This window comes from Brevibacillus sp. MCWH (genome assembly GCF_013096935.1).
Lineage (GTDB): Bacteria > Bacillota > Bacilli > Brevibacillales > Brevibacillaceae > Brevibacillus > Brevibacillus aydinogluensis.
Genome location: NZ_SDLF01000013.1, coordinates 92,544 through 109,980 on the forward strand (window position 1 = coordinate 92,544; position 17,437 = coordinate 109,980).

Genomic DNA, 17,437 nt, shown 5'->3' on the forward strand with positions numbered 1-17,437 from the left:
GAAAGCTGTTGCCAACCCTGCAGCTGCTGAAAAGAAAGCAGATGTTGGCACGATCATCTGGACTATTCGCTTGCTGTAATCGCAGGCGACAGACAGGATTGAACGTCAGGTTCAATCCTGTCTATCCCATACATAGGAGTGATTTGCGATGATTGGAATTTTGGTCAAAGACAACCGTGATTTGGCCGCCCAATTGGCGAATCATTATCAATTGTTCAATCTCTCCGCCCGTGTCATCGAATCGTTGGAAGAGCATCGGTCGGAGATTGATTTGCTTGTTGTGGTCAATGCCGGTACGTTCGGCAGTCAGATAAACCAACTCATGCGAAAAGAAGGGAAACGCTGGCTTCATGTTCTATGGGACCGAGGGAGAGTGCTTGCAGGTCCCGTATTTCATCCTACGGAAGGTCCCTGCTTTGAGTGCCTGTCGCTTCGGATGAAAGCCAATATGGTCGAGGAGCCGGAACGTCCCGAGATTCCCGAATGCCTGGAAGAAAACGTGCGCCGGATGATGTGTGACGCTGTCGCATTGGAAACGTACAAATTTGTCTCCAAGGATCACCGCGCAGGGGCTGCCCATATTACGGACCAGATGTTGGAGATTGACTTTTTGACGCTTGAAGGGGAGCTTCATCCCGTCCTGCGTGTTCCAACCTGCCCTGTGTGTGGTGTGGAAACCCGCATCCATCAATATGTACAGCCGTGGATGACCCGCTTTTCGGAGGTTGGCTCATGAGCAGAAAGCGATTGGCAGGCGACTGGAAAGACGTTTCTTCTCTCGGTGCGCTGCGTTCGGTTGTCAGTCGGTATGGCGGCATTGTGCGATGGTTCGCTGATTGCTTGAATGATCCCGGCGATCAAAAACTGTATGCGGCGATGGCGGCGCCCACTTACGCGAACGAATTGATGCCTGGGATCAGCGGCAGCCCCGAGATTACGACGGGGGTTGGATTTACCCGGGAAGAAGCAAGACGTTCCGCTGTAGGGGAAGCCATCGAACGTTACTGCGGCTCGTACTACGTGCGTTCCGGAATGGCATTGGCTTCCTGGAGAGAACTGAAGGGAGCGGTTCATCCGGAGCGTTTTGCCTGGTTTCATCCGGATCAATATTTGCAAGAGGATTTTCCCTTTGTGCGGTTTACGGAGGACACCAAGGTGAGATGGGTGCCCGGATACAATTTGACACGGGGGCAAGAGGTATGGGTCCCGGCGGCAGCGGTATGGGAAAATTATCTTCCCGGCGAGGACGAAGCGCTCGTGTGGAGAGGGTTGACCACGGGACTTTCATGCGCCCCCACAGCGGAAGAAGCCGTATTGCGGGGGATATTGGAAATCGTCGAACGGGACTCGTATTCCATCATGTGGCACAACAAACTAAGTTTGCCCAGGCTGAATGTGGAAAGCAACAAGCGGCTTCATGAGATCTACCAACAGTATTTTGCCGCGGAACACTTCCGGTATCATCTGGTTGATACGACCACGACGCTTGGCATTCCTGCAGTTTGCGCCATCATGAAAGCGCCGAATGGACGAACCATTGTCGGAGCCGCTTCCCGCCCTTCCCTGGAGGAAGCATGCATCAAGGCGCTGTGTGAGATTGCGCAGCAGTGGATGGGATGCCGCTACCTTTCTACCAAATACATTCACTTTACCCTCACGCCTGACGAAGTTGAGGATTTCGTGCTGCGTCCGTTCTTCTATTGTGACGAGCTGAACCACAGCCATGCAGCATTCGTCTATCAGTCAACGGTCGAAAACGATGTGCCGGCGGGGAAATGGCTGTCCGAACTGAATGTGACGGAGGAGTTGGACAAGTGTATCGCAGCGCTGGAACGGAACGGACTAGAGGTGATTGCCGTCGACATTACATTGCCGGACGTCAGACAGCTCGGCTTGCACGTCTATCGGGTCATCGTTCCCGGGGCGGTGGACATTACGCGCAGTGAAAAGGAAAAGGTTGCGGGCGGAACCCGGCTTTATCAGGTGCCTGTTGAGATGGGATACCTGGACCGTCCCTACACATACCACGAATTGAATTCCATGCCACATCCCCTTCCGTAACAGAGCCGTTGGAGCTGGGAGGTTTTCGATGAAAAGAGGAATAGACTATTCTTTCCGTTTGATCGAGCACAATCGTTTGCACCCGGAACATGTGACTGCGTGGTATCACGAAAACAGCAAGCTGTTTCCCTCTGTATATTGGGCAAAAGAGGAAGCGAGAAAAGAACTGCTGTCGATTCTGCATGAACGATATCATGTGGAACACTCGTATAAAGATTATGGAATCGCAGAAGAATTGGACATAAACGAACGAGAGGAGCTTCCTTCCTCCATACGCTCCTTGAAAGACTTGGCGCCGCACGCTGCCGGGCTGAATGCCGTGGAACTCTATGCTGTGACAAACAGTCATGGCGTCAATACCTTCTATCATTTTGATTTCCGCCGGTCAAAGCTGGTCCCGCTGCGCACTAGTTCCGATTCGTTTCTGCGTGACGCGCTGATCCATTCCGCTGAGGGAGAAGCGGATTCGGCCATTATCGTAACGGCCAATCTCGATCGAGGGATGCTGCTGCACGGAGAACGCGGTTACCGTGCGGTGCTGCTGCAGACTGGCAGAATGGTTGAAAAAATCACGACCCGGTGGGAGCGTGACCATATCCCGCATAAGGTGCATGTGGAATTTTTTGATGACCGCCTTCATGAGCGAATGGGGATCGACGGCTTTTACGAAGCGGTTTTTGCCGTGTTAACGGTGTTCAAACAGGGGGTAGACGCTTGAATGTTCAGGATCGGCCTGTCAACGACAATCTCCGGTTGGTAAACGTTGAGACAGGTAAATTTTTGACGTCAGCCTATTACGTTCTGTTTCGTGTCCCGCCTGACTGGCCGCTATGGTTTTGGAGCGGCCTGATGGACAGCCTGGTCGCGATTCACTGTATACAGCATCCGGACAGTCGCAGGTGGGAACGGCCGGAGATTGTTGAGCACAGGTTTCAAGAGGCGAGTTATGTTGGGCTCAAGATGGAATCGCTGTCGAGCGGCGAACCATTTGGTACAGATGACAGCCATGTCCAATTCCTCCTGTCCGTCGTCTGTGCGCCGCTGATTAACCAGGAAGCGTACGTGAACTGGATGTCCGCAGCCCCCCGCAAGATCGCACGCAGAAGGATTCACGTCACGAGCGCAATCGACCCTGTCACCTCATCTTTGCTGCGTTTTCTGGACGCGGACGGCGACAAATGGGGAGACGAGCTTTTGGATCGTTCCTTCATCGCACAGCAGTACGACCATCTTGTTCGGGAGGCTCCCGCTATCTGTTATGCAATTGGAACAGGCGATCCCGCCCAAAATTGGAGAGTGCTGCAGAGTTGGTGTGGAGAGCGTTCGCGGCTGTGGACTGCTGACGTTAAACAGGAAAGGACGGGAGTTGATCCGCGTGTTCCCGATCCCGTCTCCGGGACGGATGCCGGCGATTCCCATCTGATTGTCTTGCCATACCGGCTGACAGCGAAGAACCCCTCTTTGCCGGCGCGCATCAGCCTTCAGGTTGCCAATGCCCTGTTGGGCGGATGCTTCCACTCCAAGTTGATTTCCCGCATACGCAGAGAACTGGGGTTGGCTTACTTCGCGTTCTCCGTGTGGGATCAAACGACGGGAACAATCGTGATGGTGGCAGGGGCGGAGCCTGACAATCGCGATCAGGTGCGCGAAGAGATGGTGGGACAGCTCCACGCCCTGCAGCGAGGTGATTTTACCGATCGCGACCTGCAGGTGACCAAGCGGTTTCTGATCAGTGATGCGTGGTACACCATGGATGATTGTGATTCCATCGTCAGCTGTCATCTTGCTCATGTCGAGACAGGGGAACCATTCGAACCTGCATCCAGGGTTGCGCTTATTCAAGACGTGACCAAGCAGGATGTAATGGAGGCTGTGTCTTTCCTGGAACCTGTTCTGATGGAGGAGTAATATGAAGGCAATTCGAAATGGTTCCGATTGGCAATGTGTGGAGTGCCACAACGGGATGACCGTTCTGTTTATCGAAAAACCGCAATACTACTCCGCACACGTTCGGCTCGTGGTGAAGTACGGTTCGCTTCACCACCGGTTTTTTGATCCGATTTCATCCGCCACAGTGGTTCAACCCGAAGGTGTGGCGCATTTTCTTGAGCACGCCCTTTTTCCCAGTGAGGGCAATGACGCGTACGTTCAACTGGCTGAATACGGAGCCGATTTGCAGGCTTCCACCTATATTGACCGAACGGCCTTCTATTCCACCACCGTTGGAAACGTCATGGACACGGTGGGCTTTTTGCTGGAGTTGGCATTTCGTTCGAACATCACGGAAGACAGGATTCAGCTGGAAAAACAAGTCATTCAAAATGAAATGTTGATGTCTCAAGCAGATCCGGCTGAAGTGGCGAGACAAAACATGTTGAATGCCTTGTACTGGAACCATCCTGTCAAAAAGGACGTCAAAGGGACAGAGGAGTCTCTGTCGCAAATCACGCTCGACCATGTGCGAACGGCCCATTCCCTGTTTTACGTACCGCACAATTGTCTGCTTCTGGTCGCGGGGAATGTTCACATACACGATCTGGTGGAACGAGCAGAGCAAATGGTTTCCCGAAAGCCATTCGCCGCCACGGCAGATCTGCCTGAGTGGCGAGAACCGCCTAACGCCGTGCAGGACTTCTCGCTTGCGGAAATGGGCTTGAATCAGGCGTACGTGCACGTCGGATACAAGCATGTCCATGCCGGTCTGACAGCAACCGCTCTGTTTCAGGAGGAGTTGGTCATTCGCATTTGTGCCGTGATGCTGGAACATGAATTGTACAATTTGCTCAACGAGAAGGAATTGACCGGTGATGATGGATCGGCTGACGCCATCAGGGTGAACTACTGCCGGGCAGCCGATGCCGGATATCTGGAGATCACTGCTCAGACCGATTCGTGGGAATGGTTTCGTGAAGCTGTCATGCAGGCGGCAGAGCGGGTGAGAAATGCCCCATGGTCGGAATCGCTTGCGGATGACTGGAAAAAATTGTGGCTGCTGCGCTGCCAAAAAGAAGCAAATGACCTGAGCGTCTTGACGTATTATCTGGAAAAATGGTGGACAACGCTGGAGGGGTTTGATTTGGACCGCACCTTGAGGAACATTTCCGCACGACATCTCCGCGATGCGATCGAGCGCTTGCTAGTTCCGGAAAACATGGCAGTGAGCGTTGTTTGTTGACCATGATCAACATTCACCCAAATGAATGACGTCCCCGCTTGGAGTTACCGTTCAACACCCGGATGGATTGTGAGGAGAAAACATGAATGATCAGAAATATTCCATTGAACTCCTGAACCTGAAAAAACGATATGGAGATTTCGAAGCCGTTCACGATCTCACGCTGCACGTGAAAAAGGGAAGCATTTTTGCATTCCTGGGAAATAACGGTGCCGGGAAAACCACGACGATTAAAATGATGACCGGACAGCTGAGGCCGACGGGGGGAAAGGTGCATATCCTGGGCCAGGATATCTGGGAAGATCGCAAAGCGCGAAAACAGGTCGGGTATGTTCCTGACACCCCTCTGTTGCACGAAGGGCTGACGGCTCGTGAAATGCTGTGGTTCGTTGGCGGATTGTACGGGATTCCGCTTGAGACTGCCAGGCAGCGGGCTGATCAATTGCTGGGACAAATGGGGTTGTCGGAGCGAGCCGATGATTTGATTCGCGACTTTTCGTTGGGGATGAAACGGAAAATGGCGATTGCAGCCGCCTTGATCCACAAACCGGAAGTCTTGTTGCTGGACGAGGTCACCAACGGTCTGGACCCCAGAGCGAGCCGGGAAGTGAAGGAACTGATCAAGGAAGTTGCTCGCGAAGGATGTACCGTTTTCTTGACAACACACATCCTGGATATCGTGGAAGAATTGGCGGACACCATCGCGATTTTGCATAAAGGGCAATTGAAAATCCAGGGGACATTGGAGGAGCTGAGGTCTGTCGTCGAGATGCCCAACGCCACCCTTGAGCAAATCTTTTTGTCGTTGACCGGGGAAGAGGGACAAGGAGGGAGTCAGGCATGTCAGACCAGTTGAAATCCATCTGTTTGCTCTACCTGAAACCCCGTTGGAATACCGGTTTCCGCCACAGTCGTCTGAAACCTGCGCTGTGGATGCGGTTGAGCGAAGTGCTCGTTGCGTTTCTGCTGGTCGACCGTGTGGCTCATCTGCTGGTTAACTTTGATCTAACCGCCCTGCTGTATCTGGCAGCTGTTGAGGCCATGCTGGTAGGAAGTTTGCGCCTGTTTTTTGACGTCTCGTCCCAAATGTACCAGCATCGGCTCATGCCTCTCATCGTCGCCTCGGGAGCCCCGCCTTTTCTCCACCTGACCGGCATGTGGCTTGCTTCCCTGCCGATGATGGGATGGTCCGCCCTGATTTTCTCCTATGCGTTGACGGGGAATTTTCAGGGGCTCGATCGCATAACCGCCATGGCGGCCGTTTTTGCGGTGTCGTTTGCGGCCAACGCCCTCTGGGAGCTGTTGGGCCGTTTGTATCTGGCCGTCTTTGTGTACCTTCAGCCGCGGCTCGTGAAGATGCTGTTTGGCTTGTCCATTGTAGGCTTTATCGGCGTAATTGCGGGGGTGGCTTACCTGCTGGTGCGGATGCCGATGTTCGCGTCGGCTGATGTTGCAGCACTGGAGCGGTATACGTTGTACGCGATGGGCATCCTCGGCATCCCCGGACTGGTACTGGCGCTGATGCCTCGCAGGGTAGGGACGTGGTATGTAGACGGGTGGCTTCGCATGCAGGAGACCGGACACACGGTACGGTCCACCAGGTCCGGTTTTGTTCGCATCGTTCCCGGAATTCCCGGAACAATTCAGGCGAAGGATGTGGCCGTCATCTGGCGGAATCCGATCACCAAAATCCGCTTGATCGTATGGGGAGTGTTATTGCTTGGCCTTGCCTGGTTGATCAGCAGTCATACAAATGACGGTCAATTCGCGTTCTGGGGCGTGTCGGTTGCCGCCAGCTCGCTGATTCCCTTCATCTCCGTATTCCTTTCCGCTCTGGTCTTTGGTGAGATTGCCGTCACGCTGTATACAGCTGAACGGGAATGCGTGTATCTGTATCAGGTGGCTGGCATTTCCTACACCTCGCTGGTGGCTGGCAAAGCAGCCAGTGCATCGCTCCTGATCACCTTGCCGGCGTTCATCGGCAGTCTCCTGTTGGGCGTTTGCACGAAACAGCCGGGCTGGGCAATTGCTGCCGGGCTGGGCAATACTTTGCTGATCTCCACGCTTACCGTTTTGCTTAAGGTAGGCATTCTCACCTTCGACAAGAGCGGCCTGAAAAAACAGGTCATGGAAGAGCAGTCCGGTCAACAGGTGATGCTGGAACAGGTTCCCCGCTCGCTCCTGTCGGCGGTGGCCTTTTGGGGGGCACTGTTTTATATCGGGGCCTTCTGGAAAGTATGGACGGATATGTGGCTGGAACCCGCGCTCATTTGGGCCGTGTTTGCAGCTCCGCCGTTGATCCTGTTGGTATTGGGCAGAAAGAGAGGGTTCGTTCAATGATTGTGGATCAAGAGGGATGGGTCGAGGTAAACGGCAAGAAGATCAGGGTGGAAGAATTAATCCGCGCCTGGAAAGATCCCGACTACCGCTCGCAGTTGTCTCACTTCCTCGGACGAGTTCCGCACCCCTCCGGGTACCCGTTGGATGAACTCAGTGAGGAGATTCTGGATCAGGAATAGAAGAGGGGTGAATCGATGAAAACAAAATGGCTGGCAGCATCCTATCCGGAGGATTTTTCTGGTGTCGGGCAATCAAATGTTGATACGGCAGGTGACTTCGACCGGGGATGGGAGGACATTCTGGAAACCATTGCTAATCGACCCGAGTTCCATTCCGCCGTATCGCTGACGCCTCTTCCCGGAAACGAGGACGCAAGCCTTCCGTTTCTTTCGTTTGTGGAACCTTTTTTGCATCTTGCGCGCGAACGATGGACGGAAGCAATCCCCGAACTGGGGTTTGGACCAGAAACAGTGGAAGTGGATCAGCTGTCATTGGTAAACAGCTTGCTGGTCGCCTTGGGAGACCAACTGCATGACATTGCGTCGAGAGCATTGGCCATGGAGCTGCATATCGCTGATTTGACCAACGAACTAACGGGGCAGACCGCCTCCGAGCGGCTCCATTCATTTGCGGAAAGCAAGCTGCGCGATCCGCAATTTTTCCGGGCGACGTTGGAGGAGTATCCGGTATTGGGGAGACTGTTGGCGACGCGTACGCTGTACTGGATTCAGTTTTCGCTGGAAGCCCTGAGCCACTTCGTCCAGCATTACCCCAACATCCAGGCACTGATGGACGGGACGTTTGGCAAGCTGGCGGAGGTGCGCGGGGGAGTATCCGACCCCCATAACCGCGGCAGAAGCGTACTGTTTTTTGTGTCGAACAGCGATCAAATCGTCGTCTACAAACCGCGGTCAATGGCTGTGGATGTATGTGTTCAATCCCTGTTGGCATACTTGAACGACCAAGGATTCCCCTGCCCGTTTTACGTCCAACGCGTTCTGGATTGTGAAGTGTGCGGCTGGGTGCCGTATGTTGAACCGAAGGAATGCCAGTCTGTGGAGGAAGTGCAGCGATTTTTCTTCAGACAGGGGGCCTATTTGGCCATCTGGCATCTGTTGGACGGAAATGATTTTCATGCGGAAAATGTGATCGCGCACGGGGAACATCCCCTCTATATCGATGTGGAGACGCTGTTCCAAACGCCGTTTTTCCAATTTGACAGCGGTACGGCCGAAGGAATCGCCAGCCAGTATCTGTTCGATTCCCCCCTGCGGACAGGACTGCTGCCCGTCTTGGCTTATCCGTCCGAGGGGCAGCCGGGGGTGGAATTCAGCGGTCTGGGCGGCGATGAGTCGGAAGTCACGTATTCAGTGGAATGGCTGGATACGGAAGGGGACGATCTTCCCGTATTCAGGCGCTCTTCCTTCCCCTTGCCTCCGTTTGACAATTTGCCCATGTTGGACGGCAAGAGGATGAAGGCCGTCGACTTTCTGTCGTTTATTGAAAAGGGATTTGAATGGATATACCGCTTCTTCGCTGAACGCAAACAGGAGTTGACAGCTCAAGGGGGAATATTGGACCGGTTCCGCCGCGTTCGCATTCGCTATGTGATCCGTTCCACCCAACACTATTACAATTTTCTGCAGGCGGGGAATCACCCTGACTACCTGAAAAGCGGACGGGATCGCGAAAAGCTGCTGGATCGACTGTACCTCGGGACAAAGCGATATCCGCTGCGAAAGCAATTTGTTCCGCATGAAAAACGGGACCTGCTGTACGGAGACATCCCCTTGTTCACGACCCAACCGGACTCCAGGGACGTCCAAGACGCGCAAGGCAGATGCGTGGTCACCATGTCGCAAGCAAGCGGGTGGGATCGCGTGATGCGCCGCTTGGATCTGCTGGGGGAAGACGATCTGGCAAAATCCCTTGCCATCATCCGGAAGACGATCCTTTCCACCAAACGTGAGCGCATGGACGTGCAGGGGGGAGGTGGAGACAGCCGGCCGACAGCGGTCGAAGTGAGCGGGGGGGACGTGCTCGGGTGTTTGCGGGGAATTGCCAACCACCTGGTTGATCAGGCTTTTTGGAATCCGCTTCGTACGGAAGCCACCTGGATTGGCTTTCAGTGCAACCGGTTCGGTCAGTGGAGTTACGATGTGCTTGATGGGTCCCTCTCCGACGGATTGGTCGGTCTGTCGCTGTTGTTGGTGGGTACAGGGACGATGTTGAAGGAAGGGAGCTATATCGACACAGGCCTGGCTGCGTTTCACACGCTCCTGGGCAGCAAGCGTCCCATCCGCCGGGCGGATGTCCTGTATGGAAGCGTGATGCTGCACCGTTTTCTCGGAGACGTTCGCTATGCGGAATGGGCGAGAGAGCAGGCAGGGTTGCTGATACGCGAGGTGCGGGAAAACCGTTTGGAGAACGTTGTGTCCTTGTTTGAAGCGGCGAAGGCATCTGTGTGTTATTGGGAAGCGGATCAAACGGAGGCGGCGCGTACGGCGGTGAACGAAATCGCCGCGCGCTTGTATCAAAAACTGCTGCAGGACGGCCAGGGCAAGGAATGGGTTCTCCCGTTGGTCAAACGTCTGGAACGACTGGGAGTGGCATCTGCGGGCGCGTTGAATTTCGAGCGTCCGTCCCTGCACAACCTTTCCCAGTGGGAGCGGCTCCATGTACTTGCAGATTGCCTTGGCTTGGACGGAGAGCCAGGCGCCTGCTTCAAATCCATAGAAGGAGAAATTGCAGAAGGAGAATTTCAACAGCTTGCTCAGCAATCCTTGCCCAACGATGGATATGCGAGCGGAACAGCCGGAGCGGTGGAAGTGCTTCTCCTCGGCGGACAGTGTTTCAATGACCCCGATTGCATCCGCCAGGCAGCAAAACTTGCTCAAAAGTTGGCCGCTCGAACAGGCTGGACGTTTGCTTCTCCGTCCTCATCCGATACACCCGGCTTATACCGGGGGGTGTCGGGAATCGCATACGCGCTGTTGCGTTCATCATTCCCGGAAAAGGTTCCTCCTTTTGCCCTTTACATGTAGGTCATGGAGAAAATGCTTCCTCGATGCTGGTTGATGGGGGGCGGATAACAGTTCCTGTCATGATGGAGTGCAAACGGGCGGAAATCACCAATCGGTGCGTGGATATATGAAGAAAATTATGAAGAAATTATGAAGAAGTAATGTTTGGGGAATATATGCTGGACTAGAAAATATTGAGAATGATAGAATTTGAAGAGGAAAAAAAGACTCTGGTTCATAGGATGGAGTTGAGACCAAAGGGGTAATGAGGCATGTATGTGGACATGTATTTTACAGCGATCGTCGCTCATCAGGACCCAGAGACATGTGAATTCCTCTCCAATTTATTGACAGAAAGGATGTGGGGAGTTACCGGGATCGCGACAACAGGACAGGAGGCGATTGATGCAGTATTTCGGAACAAAGCGGATATCGTGTTTCTCGATCCTGAATTGCGTGATCAAAAAGGGACCTATGTGGCCCAACAACTTGCTACGTTGTTTCCGCATACGGAATCAGTTCTGGTGCTGGCCGATTCCACCCACCCATCTTGGGCGTTTGAAATTGATGCGGTCGATTACATCGTAAAGCCCTTTGAACGGGAGAGGCTGCACAAGAGCCTCTACAAGATTGAGTGCTATCTCTTCGGGAAAAGGGCGGACCCTCGTTTTGTAAGCAGTTTTATCGGCATCCGCAACAACAATGAGATTGAGTTTATTGATCAGCGCGACATCGTCTTGATTTCATCCGAAAAACGGGTAACCAAAATCTACCTTCACTCCCCTGAACGCCGCAGAGTAATAAAAGTTTCCGAAAGCTTGTGTTCATTTGAAAAACGCTTGCATGCGACAAGCTTTTTTCGGACTCACCGCAGTTATCTGATCAATTTGCGATATCTTCACAAAATTTATCCATCAGGCCAAACGTATATCGCCACCTTTAAAGGTTTGCAGGAGATTGCATACGTAAGCAAAAACAAAATCGGAACGTTGTACAAAATGGTCAACATTGGCTAGCTCGTCTACATTGGCAAAAAATCGTCAGGATGCTGACGAGCTGTGAGATGATGCCAACACACCAGGGAAGTGCTGCGGGAACTGAAGTATTCGGAAGAAGCAATCCGGGAGCTGGAGGAGAACCAGATCATCTGACAGCATCCTCGTCCACACCACGGACGTTGACTGCAAACGGAGCCCCCTTTCTGAGGGAAAGGGGGCTGTTCACTGTTGAAGCCGGGTTGTTAACTGCTGAAAAAACCGCTGTGGCTGCTGTGTTTGCGGCGGTAGTGCTTATGGCCGTAAGAAGTGTGCCCAAAATGGCCGAAGTGGCCGCGGTGGCGGTAATCGCTGCTGCTGTAGCGGCGGTATCCGCCTGTTTTCATCAGCAGACCGGCCCCTTTTTTCAGCAGGGCGATCACCACGATTGCTGCGATGATCAACAGCAGCAGGCCGATGCCGAGTATGGTGAGAATGATGGACATGCTCATCGTCTCCTTGTCATGGGGGTCTACCTGTATGTACGAACGGGCAGGCGCCCGGTTTCAGAAGGACGACGAGCTTACGATTTCGCTTGCAGATAGCGTTCGTACGGCGTGTAATCGATCTGTTTTTTCTGCAGGTGCTGAATCAGCCACTTGTGATCCCGCTTCGGCGTGGCGATGATGTAGCCTTTGACAATCAGCTCGGTGGTGATGGTCGTCGCCTTTTCCTCCAGGGCGAGCTGGCCGATCTTCGCCGCGATCGAGCGGCGGGCCACATCTCGGAACAGATTCGGCACCGGTTCCACCAGTTCGTTGAGCAGGGCAAGCCCTTCATCCGTCCACATGGAGCGGGTCTGTTCGATATAGTAGTCCTGCCAGTCCAGCTCCGATTTGCCGTCTTGTTTTGGCATGGATTTCAGGAACTTGCGGAACATGAAAAACCCGCCGATGCCCATCAGCATGACCAGCACAAACGACCAGCCGATGATAAACAAGGAAAAACCCGTGGACATTTGCATTGCGTATGCAACCCCTCAATCCAGTTCTTCTAAGCGCAACTATAGCGCATTTCACGCGTTCCAACAAATCTTTTTTCCACACGTCGTGCGCCATTCCCGAAAGTACCTGGTTACAGCGTACTGGAAGCGCAGGATGTTTGCAAGCGGGCAGGGCAGCCGAGAGGAGAAGCGGAAGGCGGCATTTGGGATACAGTTGACGGGCAGATGTGCGAAGTAGGCGGTTTACTCTTCCCAAGCGCACATACAATTTAGTATTATTAGAATGAGACTCAAAAGGAGCTGACGCCCATGTTCAAGCTAGGACAACGTGTCGTCATCATTGCTGACACCTTTGAACAAGGGTTGCCGGTTGGTGAATACGGGTACCTGATTGGTCGTGATCGAAATCCCGACAGCGCGTTTGCGTGGATTGTGCGCATTCCAAAGATAGATAAGCAGTACGCTGTACCGGAAGAGGACATCGCCTTGGAAGAGAAGCTGATCGAGCAGGAGGCGGAACGCATCCAACGGGAGGCACTGCTTGACTTTGCGCTGGCTACCCGCAACGAGGCTCTCTTCCGCCAACTGATGGGCATGCAGGATGAAGCAGCGGACAATGGCGACCCGGTAAAGGAATCAATGGAAGAGTTCATTCGCAAAGTGAATATAAAAGCCTGGATCTAACGGGGGCCCTTGGACAGCGAACGGTTTCCTTGCGAGGAAATCGTTCTTCTTCTTGGGGGCATGTCCCTGTTTGACATGGCACAGAGACGAAAGTGAGGCTGTTGCATGTCGGATTTTGTGACGTTTACCAACGAATTTGGCCAAACGATCCAGATGTCGCGCGAAGATTTCCAGAAGAAAGTAATCCCCAACTATCTGGACAAGTACTGGGACGAGAAGGAAAAGCTCCGCGATTTTGCGATGGGGCTGGTGCGCGACCAGTTCACCGAACAGGCGGCCATCGCGGCTGATCGACTGCTGGAACTGTACGGACCGATCGAGTCTGCGATCTTGTTTCGCGCCGTGGTGCACATGCAGGCGCTTGAGTTCGACAAGGCCAAGGCGATGCTGATCGACTGTTTGGAGCGCTTTCCCACCTCCGGCACAGCTTGTACCAATCTGGCCAAAATCTACGCCTATGAGGGCGACGAGGCCAAAGCGTTTGAAACCTTGGAAGCCGGACTGTTCAAGGACCCCAATCAGGAGAACGGGCTGAACATGTACATGGAAAGCTTCCTGAAGTTTGGCAAACGGGAAGAGCTGAAACAGCGGCTTGAGGCGCTTGCCGCCAAAGAAGGGGCGTGGATGCCGCAGCTGCACATAGCGCGCCTGTTCCTGACGGAGGACAATTTGCTGAAGGCGGTGCAGTGGTACAGGCAGGCCATCGACGGTGCCAAGGGGAAGGAAGACGTGGTCATGACTGTCACCGGCGAACTTGGACAAGCCGGGTACGTCTATCAACTGATCCAGATCTGCGAGGAGTACTGGACGCCCACATTCCAACTCCCGTACGCGGGCTTCAACTACGCCAACGCGCTGCTGGCCACGGACCAGAAGGAAAAGGCCATCGCCATCCTGCGTGAGATGCAGCAGCATCTGGCCGACAAGTACAAGCCAATGGTGGACCAATTTTTGGCCCGGGTGCCGGGAGCACAGGAGACGGAAGCAGCAATGCGGGAGCAGGCGCAGACGCCGACGGTACCCAGACAGGCAGAATCGAACAAAAAGAGTTGGTGGAAGTTTTGGCAATAGCCCGTTTGCATCCAGGTGTCCGGCAGTATGTACAGCCGGACGTTTTTTGTGTGAGGGGAGAAGCGGGTGAGTCTGTGCCGTGGACGAACGGAACGTGTTTCACGCAGACCGGCGCCGTTCCCTGTGAAAGCGGATTGGCGCCGGTGACAAGCCTCTATTGAAACTGGCGGGTGAGCATCCGTTCGAGCACGGCGACGCCTTGGTACATCAGGGTGGCGACTACCGCAATGATCGCCAGGCTCACCATGACCAGCGTGAAGGTAATAAAACTGCTTAAAAAATCATCCGTGAAACACAAGCGACTCCAATACATATCCGCGCGGCTCTTTCGGGTGCCTTTGCGCCGTAATGCTCTTGACCAGGATAGACACAAATTGTTTCTTTTCCTCAAAGGACAGTTCTTCCCAAGACTGTTGCAGATTTTCGTACAGGGAGAGCAATTGTTCATTTGAGAAACGGTTTTCCAGCTGTTCGGACTCGGTTTGAATCAACTGTTCCAGCTCGGCTTGGCGAGTATTGAACGCCTCCAGCTGCTCTCGCAGTTCATCCATCTCAATGAGGTCTGTGATGAAAAGCTGTTGGAGGCGTTTGCGCTTCTGCTTCAGAGACTCCAGTTCTCGTTTGTAGTCGTCAAGGTTTGCGGCTTTCAGGCAAGCGTTTTTGTCTCCTGTTACCTCACGCCTGATCTGATCGGTACGGTTGCGCAGCTCAGCCAAAAACAAGCGCTCCAATTTGTCTTCACGGATTTGGAAGTGATGACAAGCACCTGGCTTTGTAAACGAGCAGCGATAATACCTGATAGGCTGACCTGGCGTCTTTTTTCCTTTGCTGTGGTAAGTGGTTCCGTTCAACGTGCTGCCGCAGTTCGGGCATGTCACCAGGCCGGAAAAGAGGTACCCGGAAGCTACACTCCGTGGTTTTTTCATCGCTTGTGCGTCGAGGATTTTTTGAACAAAATAAAATTCCTCTTTATCGATGATGGGAGGAAGCGCATCCTCAACGATGATCCAGTCTTCTTCCGGTTTTACGGTTGTGATTGTGCCTGTTTGGGTGGTGTAATTATAGCGGAGTGTGCCGATATATATCGGGTTTTTCAAGATTTTTTGGACGGTGTTGACAGAAAAAATGGCATTGTTTTTCGTTCTGCACCCTTGACGATATAACTCTTCGGTTACTTTATTGAGATTGGCGTGTTTGGCATATAGCCGAAAGATCATCCTGACAGTTTCTGCTTCTTTCTCGTTCACAACGAGCTCTCCATTTACTTTGTCATATCCAAAAGGGGCTTTCCCGCCTGGCCGTTTTCCTTGCCGGGCCTTTTCCACTTTGCCGAATTTCGTGCGTTCCCCAAGGTTTTCCCGTTCCCATTGAGCCAGGGCGGCAACCAGCGTAATGAACAGCCTGCCGATCGCTGTTGTCGTGTCGTATACTTCTGTAGCGCTCTTGAACGTTACGTTGTAACGATCAAACTCCTGAAGAAGGTTGTACAAGTCCAGGACAGATCGCGTCAGCCGGTCCAGCCGGTACACAAGCACAACGTCAATCAGCCCGCAGTGGATGTCATTGAGCATGCGCTGTAATTCAGGACGATTGGTATTCTTCGCGCTCACCCCCTCATCGATGTAGTAATCAGCGATTTCCCAACCTTGCGATGTTACATAGGCCGTTAACCGCTCGCGTTGAGCAGGGATGGAATATCCTTCTTTCGCCTGTTCGTCCGTACTGACACGGATGTATAAAGCGGCTTTTTTCATGATGCGACTCCCCTCCCTACAGGAATGCATATGCAGCAATTCTTCCGTGTCTGCAACGCAAATGATACGTTGCGCTGCTTCCCCAAAATTGACCGTGATTTCCACAGCCATTGAGAGGGTGAGCCGGGTTGAGCGTCATGTTAAACAAGCTGCTCGACATAAAGTGACACTAAAGGAGGGGATGAACATGAAGGTTGTTGTGACGTTGCCGCCTGATTATCCCCGAAACGACCCCAACTATCCAAGCAAGGAACGGCTTGAAATGGCATATACCGCATTATTGCCAGCCATGATTCGCATACTGACGCAGAAGCAGAAAGGAAAGAAGCAGGCGAATTCTGCCTGATTGCCCGATCTCGGGCAAACGGACAAGCCCAACGGGAGAAACATTCGATTTGGAACGCCTCTTTCGCTGAAAGGAGGCGTTTCGTTTGATTTACATTGGCATTTTACATTTCGTGAGTGACGTACAGGTGTTCATTGAGACAACAGATGGTGGTAACATTAGGTAAGGTTAGAGGAGGTAATGACATGAAACGAATCCATTTTTTCCTGTCCAGCGTAAATGCAGCCATTTTTACGGTAGGCAGCCTCTTTGCGACCGTTCATCCGCCTATCGCGCAGGCACAAACGGTACAGAAAGACTATGTAAACCATCCGGAAAAAGCCAATATCGAATATGCGGTGAAAAATAGACTGATGTGGTTGTATCCAGACGGGAATTTCCGTCCCGAGCAGCCGATTACTCAGGCCGATGTGGTCGCTGGGTTGGTTAATGTGAAGGGCTTGACGGTAGGTACGCCGGTCCAAGGATTCCCGGCCAATCATTGGGCAAAGGTTTACTATGAAAGAGCCAATAAAGACGGAATGCTTAATGGTGTCGTTATCAGTCCCAATAAAGTGTTGACTCGTGAAGAAGTGGCAAAACTTCTCGTAAATGCTTGGCAAAACGTGAGAGCATCGGTTACTCAAAAAAATTCCGAGTTTCGTAAAAATGATTCATACGTTCAATTTGTTGTTGGTTCAAGACAGATGAGGCCAAAGGCCGGAAAGTTTCCGAATGGTGTAGCAACGAGTTTGTACGATTCGTTTGGTTCGTTGACTAGGGCTGAGCTTGCTTATACTTTGTCGTTCATGAAAAAGGACTTCATGGAAGTACGAGAGGCAGAAGTAATCGCGGACAAAATGCACAATTCAATCAAGATAAGTGGCGGCTATATCACAGTGTGAAGATCAACGTTAAAATCCCCAATATAATCGGTTGAAAATTCCCCACTTTCATCGCAAACTCTCTCCTTGGAGGAGAGAGGAATCATGATAAAGAATGGGGAGTTTTACATGATTCACGAAAT

17 protein-coding genes and 1 pseudogene are annotated in these 17,437 nt (G+C 52.7%); 14 read left to right on the forward strand and 4 right to left on the reverse strand.

Annotated elements, in window-relative coordinates; translation table 11 throughout:
• The first annotated feature begins 148 nt into the window (after positions 1-148).
• From ETC00_RS13125 to ETC00_RS13170, 10 genes are all read left to right on the forward strand, one after another.
• Entirely contained in the window at positions 149-736 is a 588-nt protein-coding gene (locus ETC00_RS13125) for a TOMM precursor leader peptide-binding protein (protein WP_171566535.1), read from the forward strand.
• Positions 733-2,061: a YcaO-like family protein gene (locus tag ETC00_RS13130; protein WP_171566536.1), complete on the forward strand. Its 1,329-nt coding sequence runs from the start codon at positions 733-735 to the stop codon at positions 2,059-2,061. The genes ETC00_RS13125 and ETC00_RS13130 overlap by 4 nt, the downstream gene beginning before the upstream one ends.
• Positions 2,062-2,089: 28 nt before the next feature.
• Positions 2,090-2,779, forward strand: a complete 690-nt coding sequence (locus ETC00_RS13135) for a nitroreductase family protein (RefSeq protein ID WP_171566537.1) — start codon at positions 2,090-2,092, stop codon at positions 2,777-2,779.
• Positions 2,776-3,969 (forward strand): insulinase family protein, encoded by a 1,194-nt coding sequence (locus ETC00_RS13140; protein ID WP_171566538.1) that lies wholly within the window; start codon positions 2,776-2,778, stop codon positions 3,967-3,969. Before ETC00_RS13135 ends, ETC00_RS13140 begins: the two co-directional genes overlap by 4 nt.
• A 1-nt stretch (position 3,970) precedes the next feature.
• The gene (locus tag ETC00_RS13145) at positions 3,971-5,236 is read left to right on the forward strand and encodes a M16 family metallopeptidase (RefSeq protein ID WP_171566539.1); all 1,266 of its coding nucleotides are present in this window, start codon (positions 3,971-3,973) and stop codon (positions 5,234-5,236) included.
• A gap of 82 nt (positions 5,237-5,318) precedes the next feature.
• Positions 5,319-6,092 (forward strand): ABC transporter ATP-binding protein, encoded by a 774-nt coding sequence (locus tag ETC00_RS13150; RefSeq protein WP_171566540.1) that lies wholly within the window; start codon positions 5,319-5,321, stop codon positions 6,090-6,092.
• The gene (locus ETC00_RS13155; RefSeq protein WP_171566541.1) at positions 6,077-7,576 is read left to right on the forward strand and encodes a hypothetical protein; all 1,500 of its coding nucleotides are present in this window, start codon (positions 6,077-6,079) and stop codon (positions 7,574-7,576) included. Before ETC00_RS13150 ends, ETC00_RS13155 begins: the two co-directional genes overlap by 16 nt.
• The gene (locus ETC00_RS20485) at positions 7,573-7,755 is read left to right on the forward strand and encodes a mersacidin/lichenicidin family type 2 lantibiotic (RefSeq protein WP_216369478.1); all 183 of its coding nucleotides are present in this window, start codon (positions 7,573-7,575) and stop codon (positions 7,753-7,755) included. The genes ETC00_RS13155 and ETC00_RS20485 overlap by 4 nt, the downstream gene beginning before the upstream one ends.
• A 15-nt stretch (positions 7,756-7,770) precedes the next feature.
• On the forward strand, positions 7,771-10,620 hold the full coding sequence (lanM, locus tag ETC00_RS13165; RefSeq protein ID WP_171566543.1) for a type 2 lanthipeptide synthetase LanM: 2,850 nt from the start codon (positions 7,771-7,773) through the stop codon (positions 10,618-10,620).
• 251 nt (positions 10,621-10,871) lie between these two features.
• A complete protein-coding gene (locus ETC00_RS13170; protein ID WP_171566544.1) occupies positions 10,872-11,615 on the forward strand; it encodes a LytR/AlgR family response regulator transcription factor in 744 nt (247 codons plus the stop codon).
• A 224-nt stretch (positions 11,616-11,839) separates the two neighbouring features.
• On the opposite strand, the gene ETC00_RS13175 is transcribed toward ETC00_RS13170, so the two are convergent.
• Both ETC00_RS13175 and ETC00_RS13180 read right to left on the reverse strand, forming a co-directional pair.
• Positions 11,840-12,079, reverse strand: a complete 240-nt coding sequence (locus ETC00_RS13175) for a hypothetical protein (protein WP_171566545.1) — start codon at positions 12,077-12,079, stop codon at positions 11,840-11,842.
• Positions 12,080-12,156: 77 nt separating this feature from the next.
• Positions 12,157-12,591, reverse strand: a complete 435-nt coding sequence (locus ETC00_RS13180) for a DUF2621 domain-containing protein (protein WP_171566554.1) — start codon at positions 12,589-12,591, stop codon at positions 12,157-12,159.
• 294 nt (positions 12,592-12,885) lie between these two features.
• On the opposite strand from ETC00_RS13180, the gene ETC00_RS13185 reads away from it, so the two are divergent.
• Positions 12,886-13,260, forward strand: coding sequence for an ATPase (locus ETC00_RS13185; protein WP_171566546.1), 375 nt, complete (start codon positions 12,886-12,888; stop codon positions 13,258-13,260).
• A 105-nt stretch (positions 13,261-13,365) separates the two neighbouring features.
• On the forward strand, positions 13,366-14,331 hold the full coding sequence (locus ETC00_RS13190) for a tetratricopeptide repeat protein (protein WP_171566547.1): 966 nt from the start codon (positions 13,366-13,368) through the stop codon (positions 14,329-14,331).
• A 154-nt stretch (positions 14,332-14,485) separates the two neighbouring features.
• Here ETC00_RS13190 and ETC00_RS13195 read toward each other — a convergent pair.
• Positions 14,486-14,590: pseudogene (locus ETC00_RS13195) on the reverse strand (ABC transporter permease); the annotation flags it as partial.
• Between the two features lie 22 nt (positions 14,591-14,612).
• Positions 14,613-16,085, reverse strand: a complete 1,473-nt coding sequence (locus ETC00_RS13200; protein WP_171566548.1) for a recombinase family protein — start codon at positions 16,083-16,085, stop codon at positions 14,613-14,615.
• Between the two features lie 187 nt (positions 16,086-16,272).
• Here ETC00_RS13200 and ETC00_RS13205 point away from each other — a divergent pair, with 187 nt between their 5' ends.
• Positions 16,273-16,431: a hypothetical protein gene (locus ETC00_RS13205; protein ID WP_171566549.1), complete on the forward strand. Its 159-nt coding sequence runs from the start codon at positions 16,273-16,275 to the stop codon at positions 16,429-16,431.
• A 185-nt stretch (positions 16,432-16,616) separates the two neighbouring features.
• Positions 16,617-17,315 carry an S-layer homology domain-containing protein gene (locus ETC00_RS13210; RefSeq protein WP_171566550.1) on the forward strand — a complete coding sequence of 233 codons (699 nt, stop codon included), beginning with the start codon at positions 16,617-16,619 and terminating at the stop codon, positions 17,313-17,315.
• Positions 17,316-17,437: the final 122 nt, after the last annotated feature.

Coding starts and splice junctions, on each gene's coding strand:
- ETC00_RS13125 (WP_171566535.1), top strand. CDS start 149: ATGATTGGAATTTTGGTCAAAGACAACCGTGATTTGGCCGCCCAATTG.
- ETC00_RS13130 (WP_171566536.1), top strand. CDS start 733: ATGAGCAGAAAGCGATTGGCAGGCGACTGGAAAGACGTTTCTTCTCTC.
- ETC00_RS13135 (WP_171566537.1), top strand. CDS start 2,090: ATGAAAAGAGGAATAGACTATTCTTTCCGTTTGATCGAGCACAATCGT.
- ETC00_RS13145 (WP_171566539.1), top strand. CDS start 3,971: ATGAAGGCAATTCGAAATGGTTCCGATTGGCAATGTGTGGAGTGCCAC.
- ETC00_RS13150 (WP_171566540.1), top strand. CDS start 5,319: ATGAATGATCAGAAATATTCCATTGAACTCCTGAACCTGAAAAAACGA.
- ETC00_RS13155 (WP_171566541.1), top strand. CDS start 6,077: ATGTCAGACCAGTTGAAATCCATCTGTTTGCTCTACCTGAAACCCCGT.
- ETC00_RS20485 (WP_216369478.1), top strand. CDS start 7,573: ATGATTGTGGATCAAGAGGGATGGGTCGAGGTAAACGGCAAGAAGATC.
- lanM (WP_171566543.1), top strand. CDS start 7,771: ATGAAAACAAAATGGCTGGCAGCATCCTATCCGGAGGATTTTTCTGGT.
- ETC00_RS13170 (WP_171566544.1), top strand. CDS start 10,872: ATGTATGTGGACATGTATTTTACAGCGATCGTCGCTCATCAGGACCCA.
- ETC00_RS13175 (WP_171566545.1), bottom strand. CDS start 12,079: ATGTCCATCATTCTCACCATACTCGGCATCGGCCTGCTGCTGTTGATC.
- ETC00_RS13180 (WP_171566554.1), bottom strand. CDS start 12,591: ATGTCCACGGGTTTTTCCTTGTTTATCATCGGCTGGTCGTTTGTGCTG.
- ETC00_RS13185 (WP_171566546.1), top strand. CDS start 12,886: ATGTTCAAGCTAGGACAACGTGTCGTCATCATTGCTGACACCTTTGAA.
- ETC00_RS13190 (WP_171566547.1), top strand. CDS start 13,366: ATGTCGGATTTTGTGACGTTTACCAACGAATTTGGCCAAACGATCCAG.
- ETC00_RS13200 (WP_171566548.1), bottom strand. CDS start 16,085: ATGAAAAAAGCCGCTTTATACATCCGTGTCAGTACGGACGAACAGGCG.
- ETC00_RS13205 (WP_171566549.1), top strand. CDS start 16,273: ATGAAGGTTGTTGTGACGTTGCCGCCTGATTATCCCCGAAACGACCCC.
- ETC00_RS13210 (WP_171566550.1), top strand. CDS start 16,617: ATGAAACGAATCCATTTTTTCCTGTCCAGCGTAAATGCAGCCATTTTT.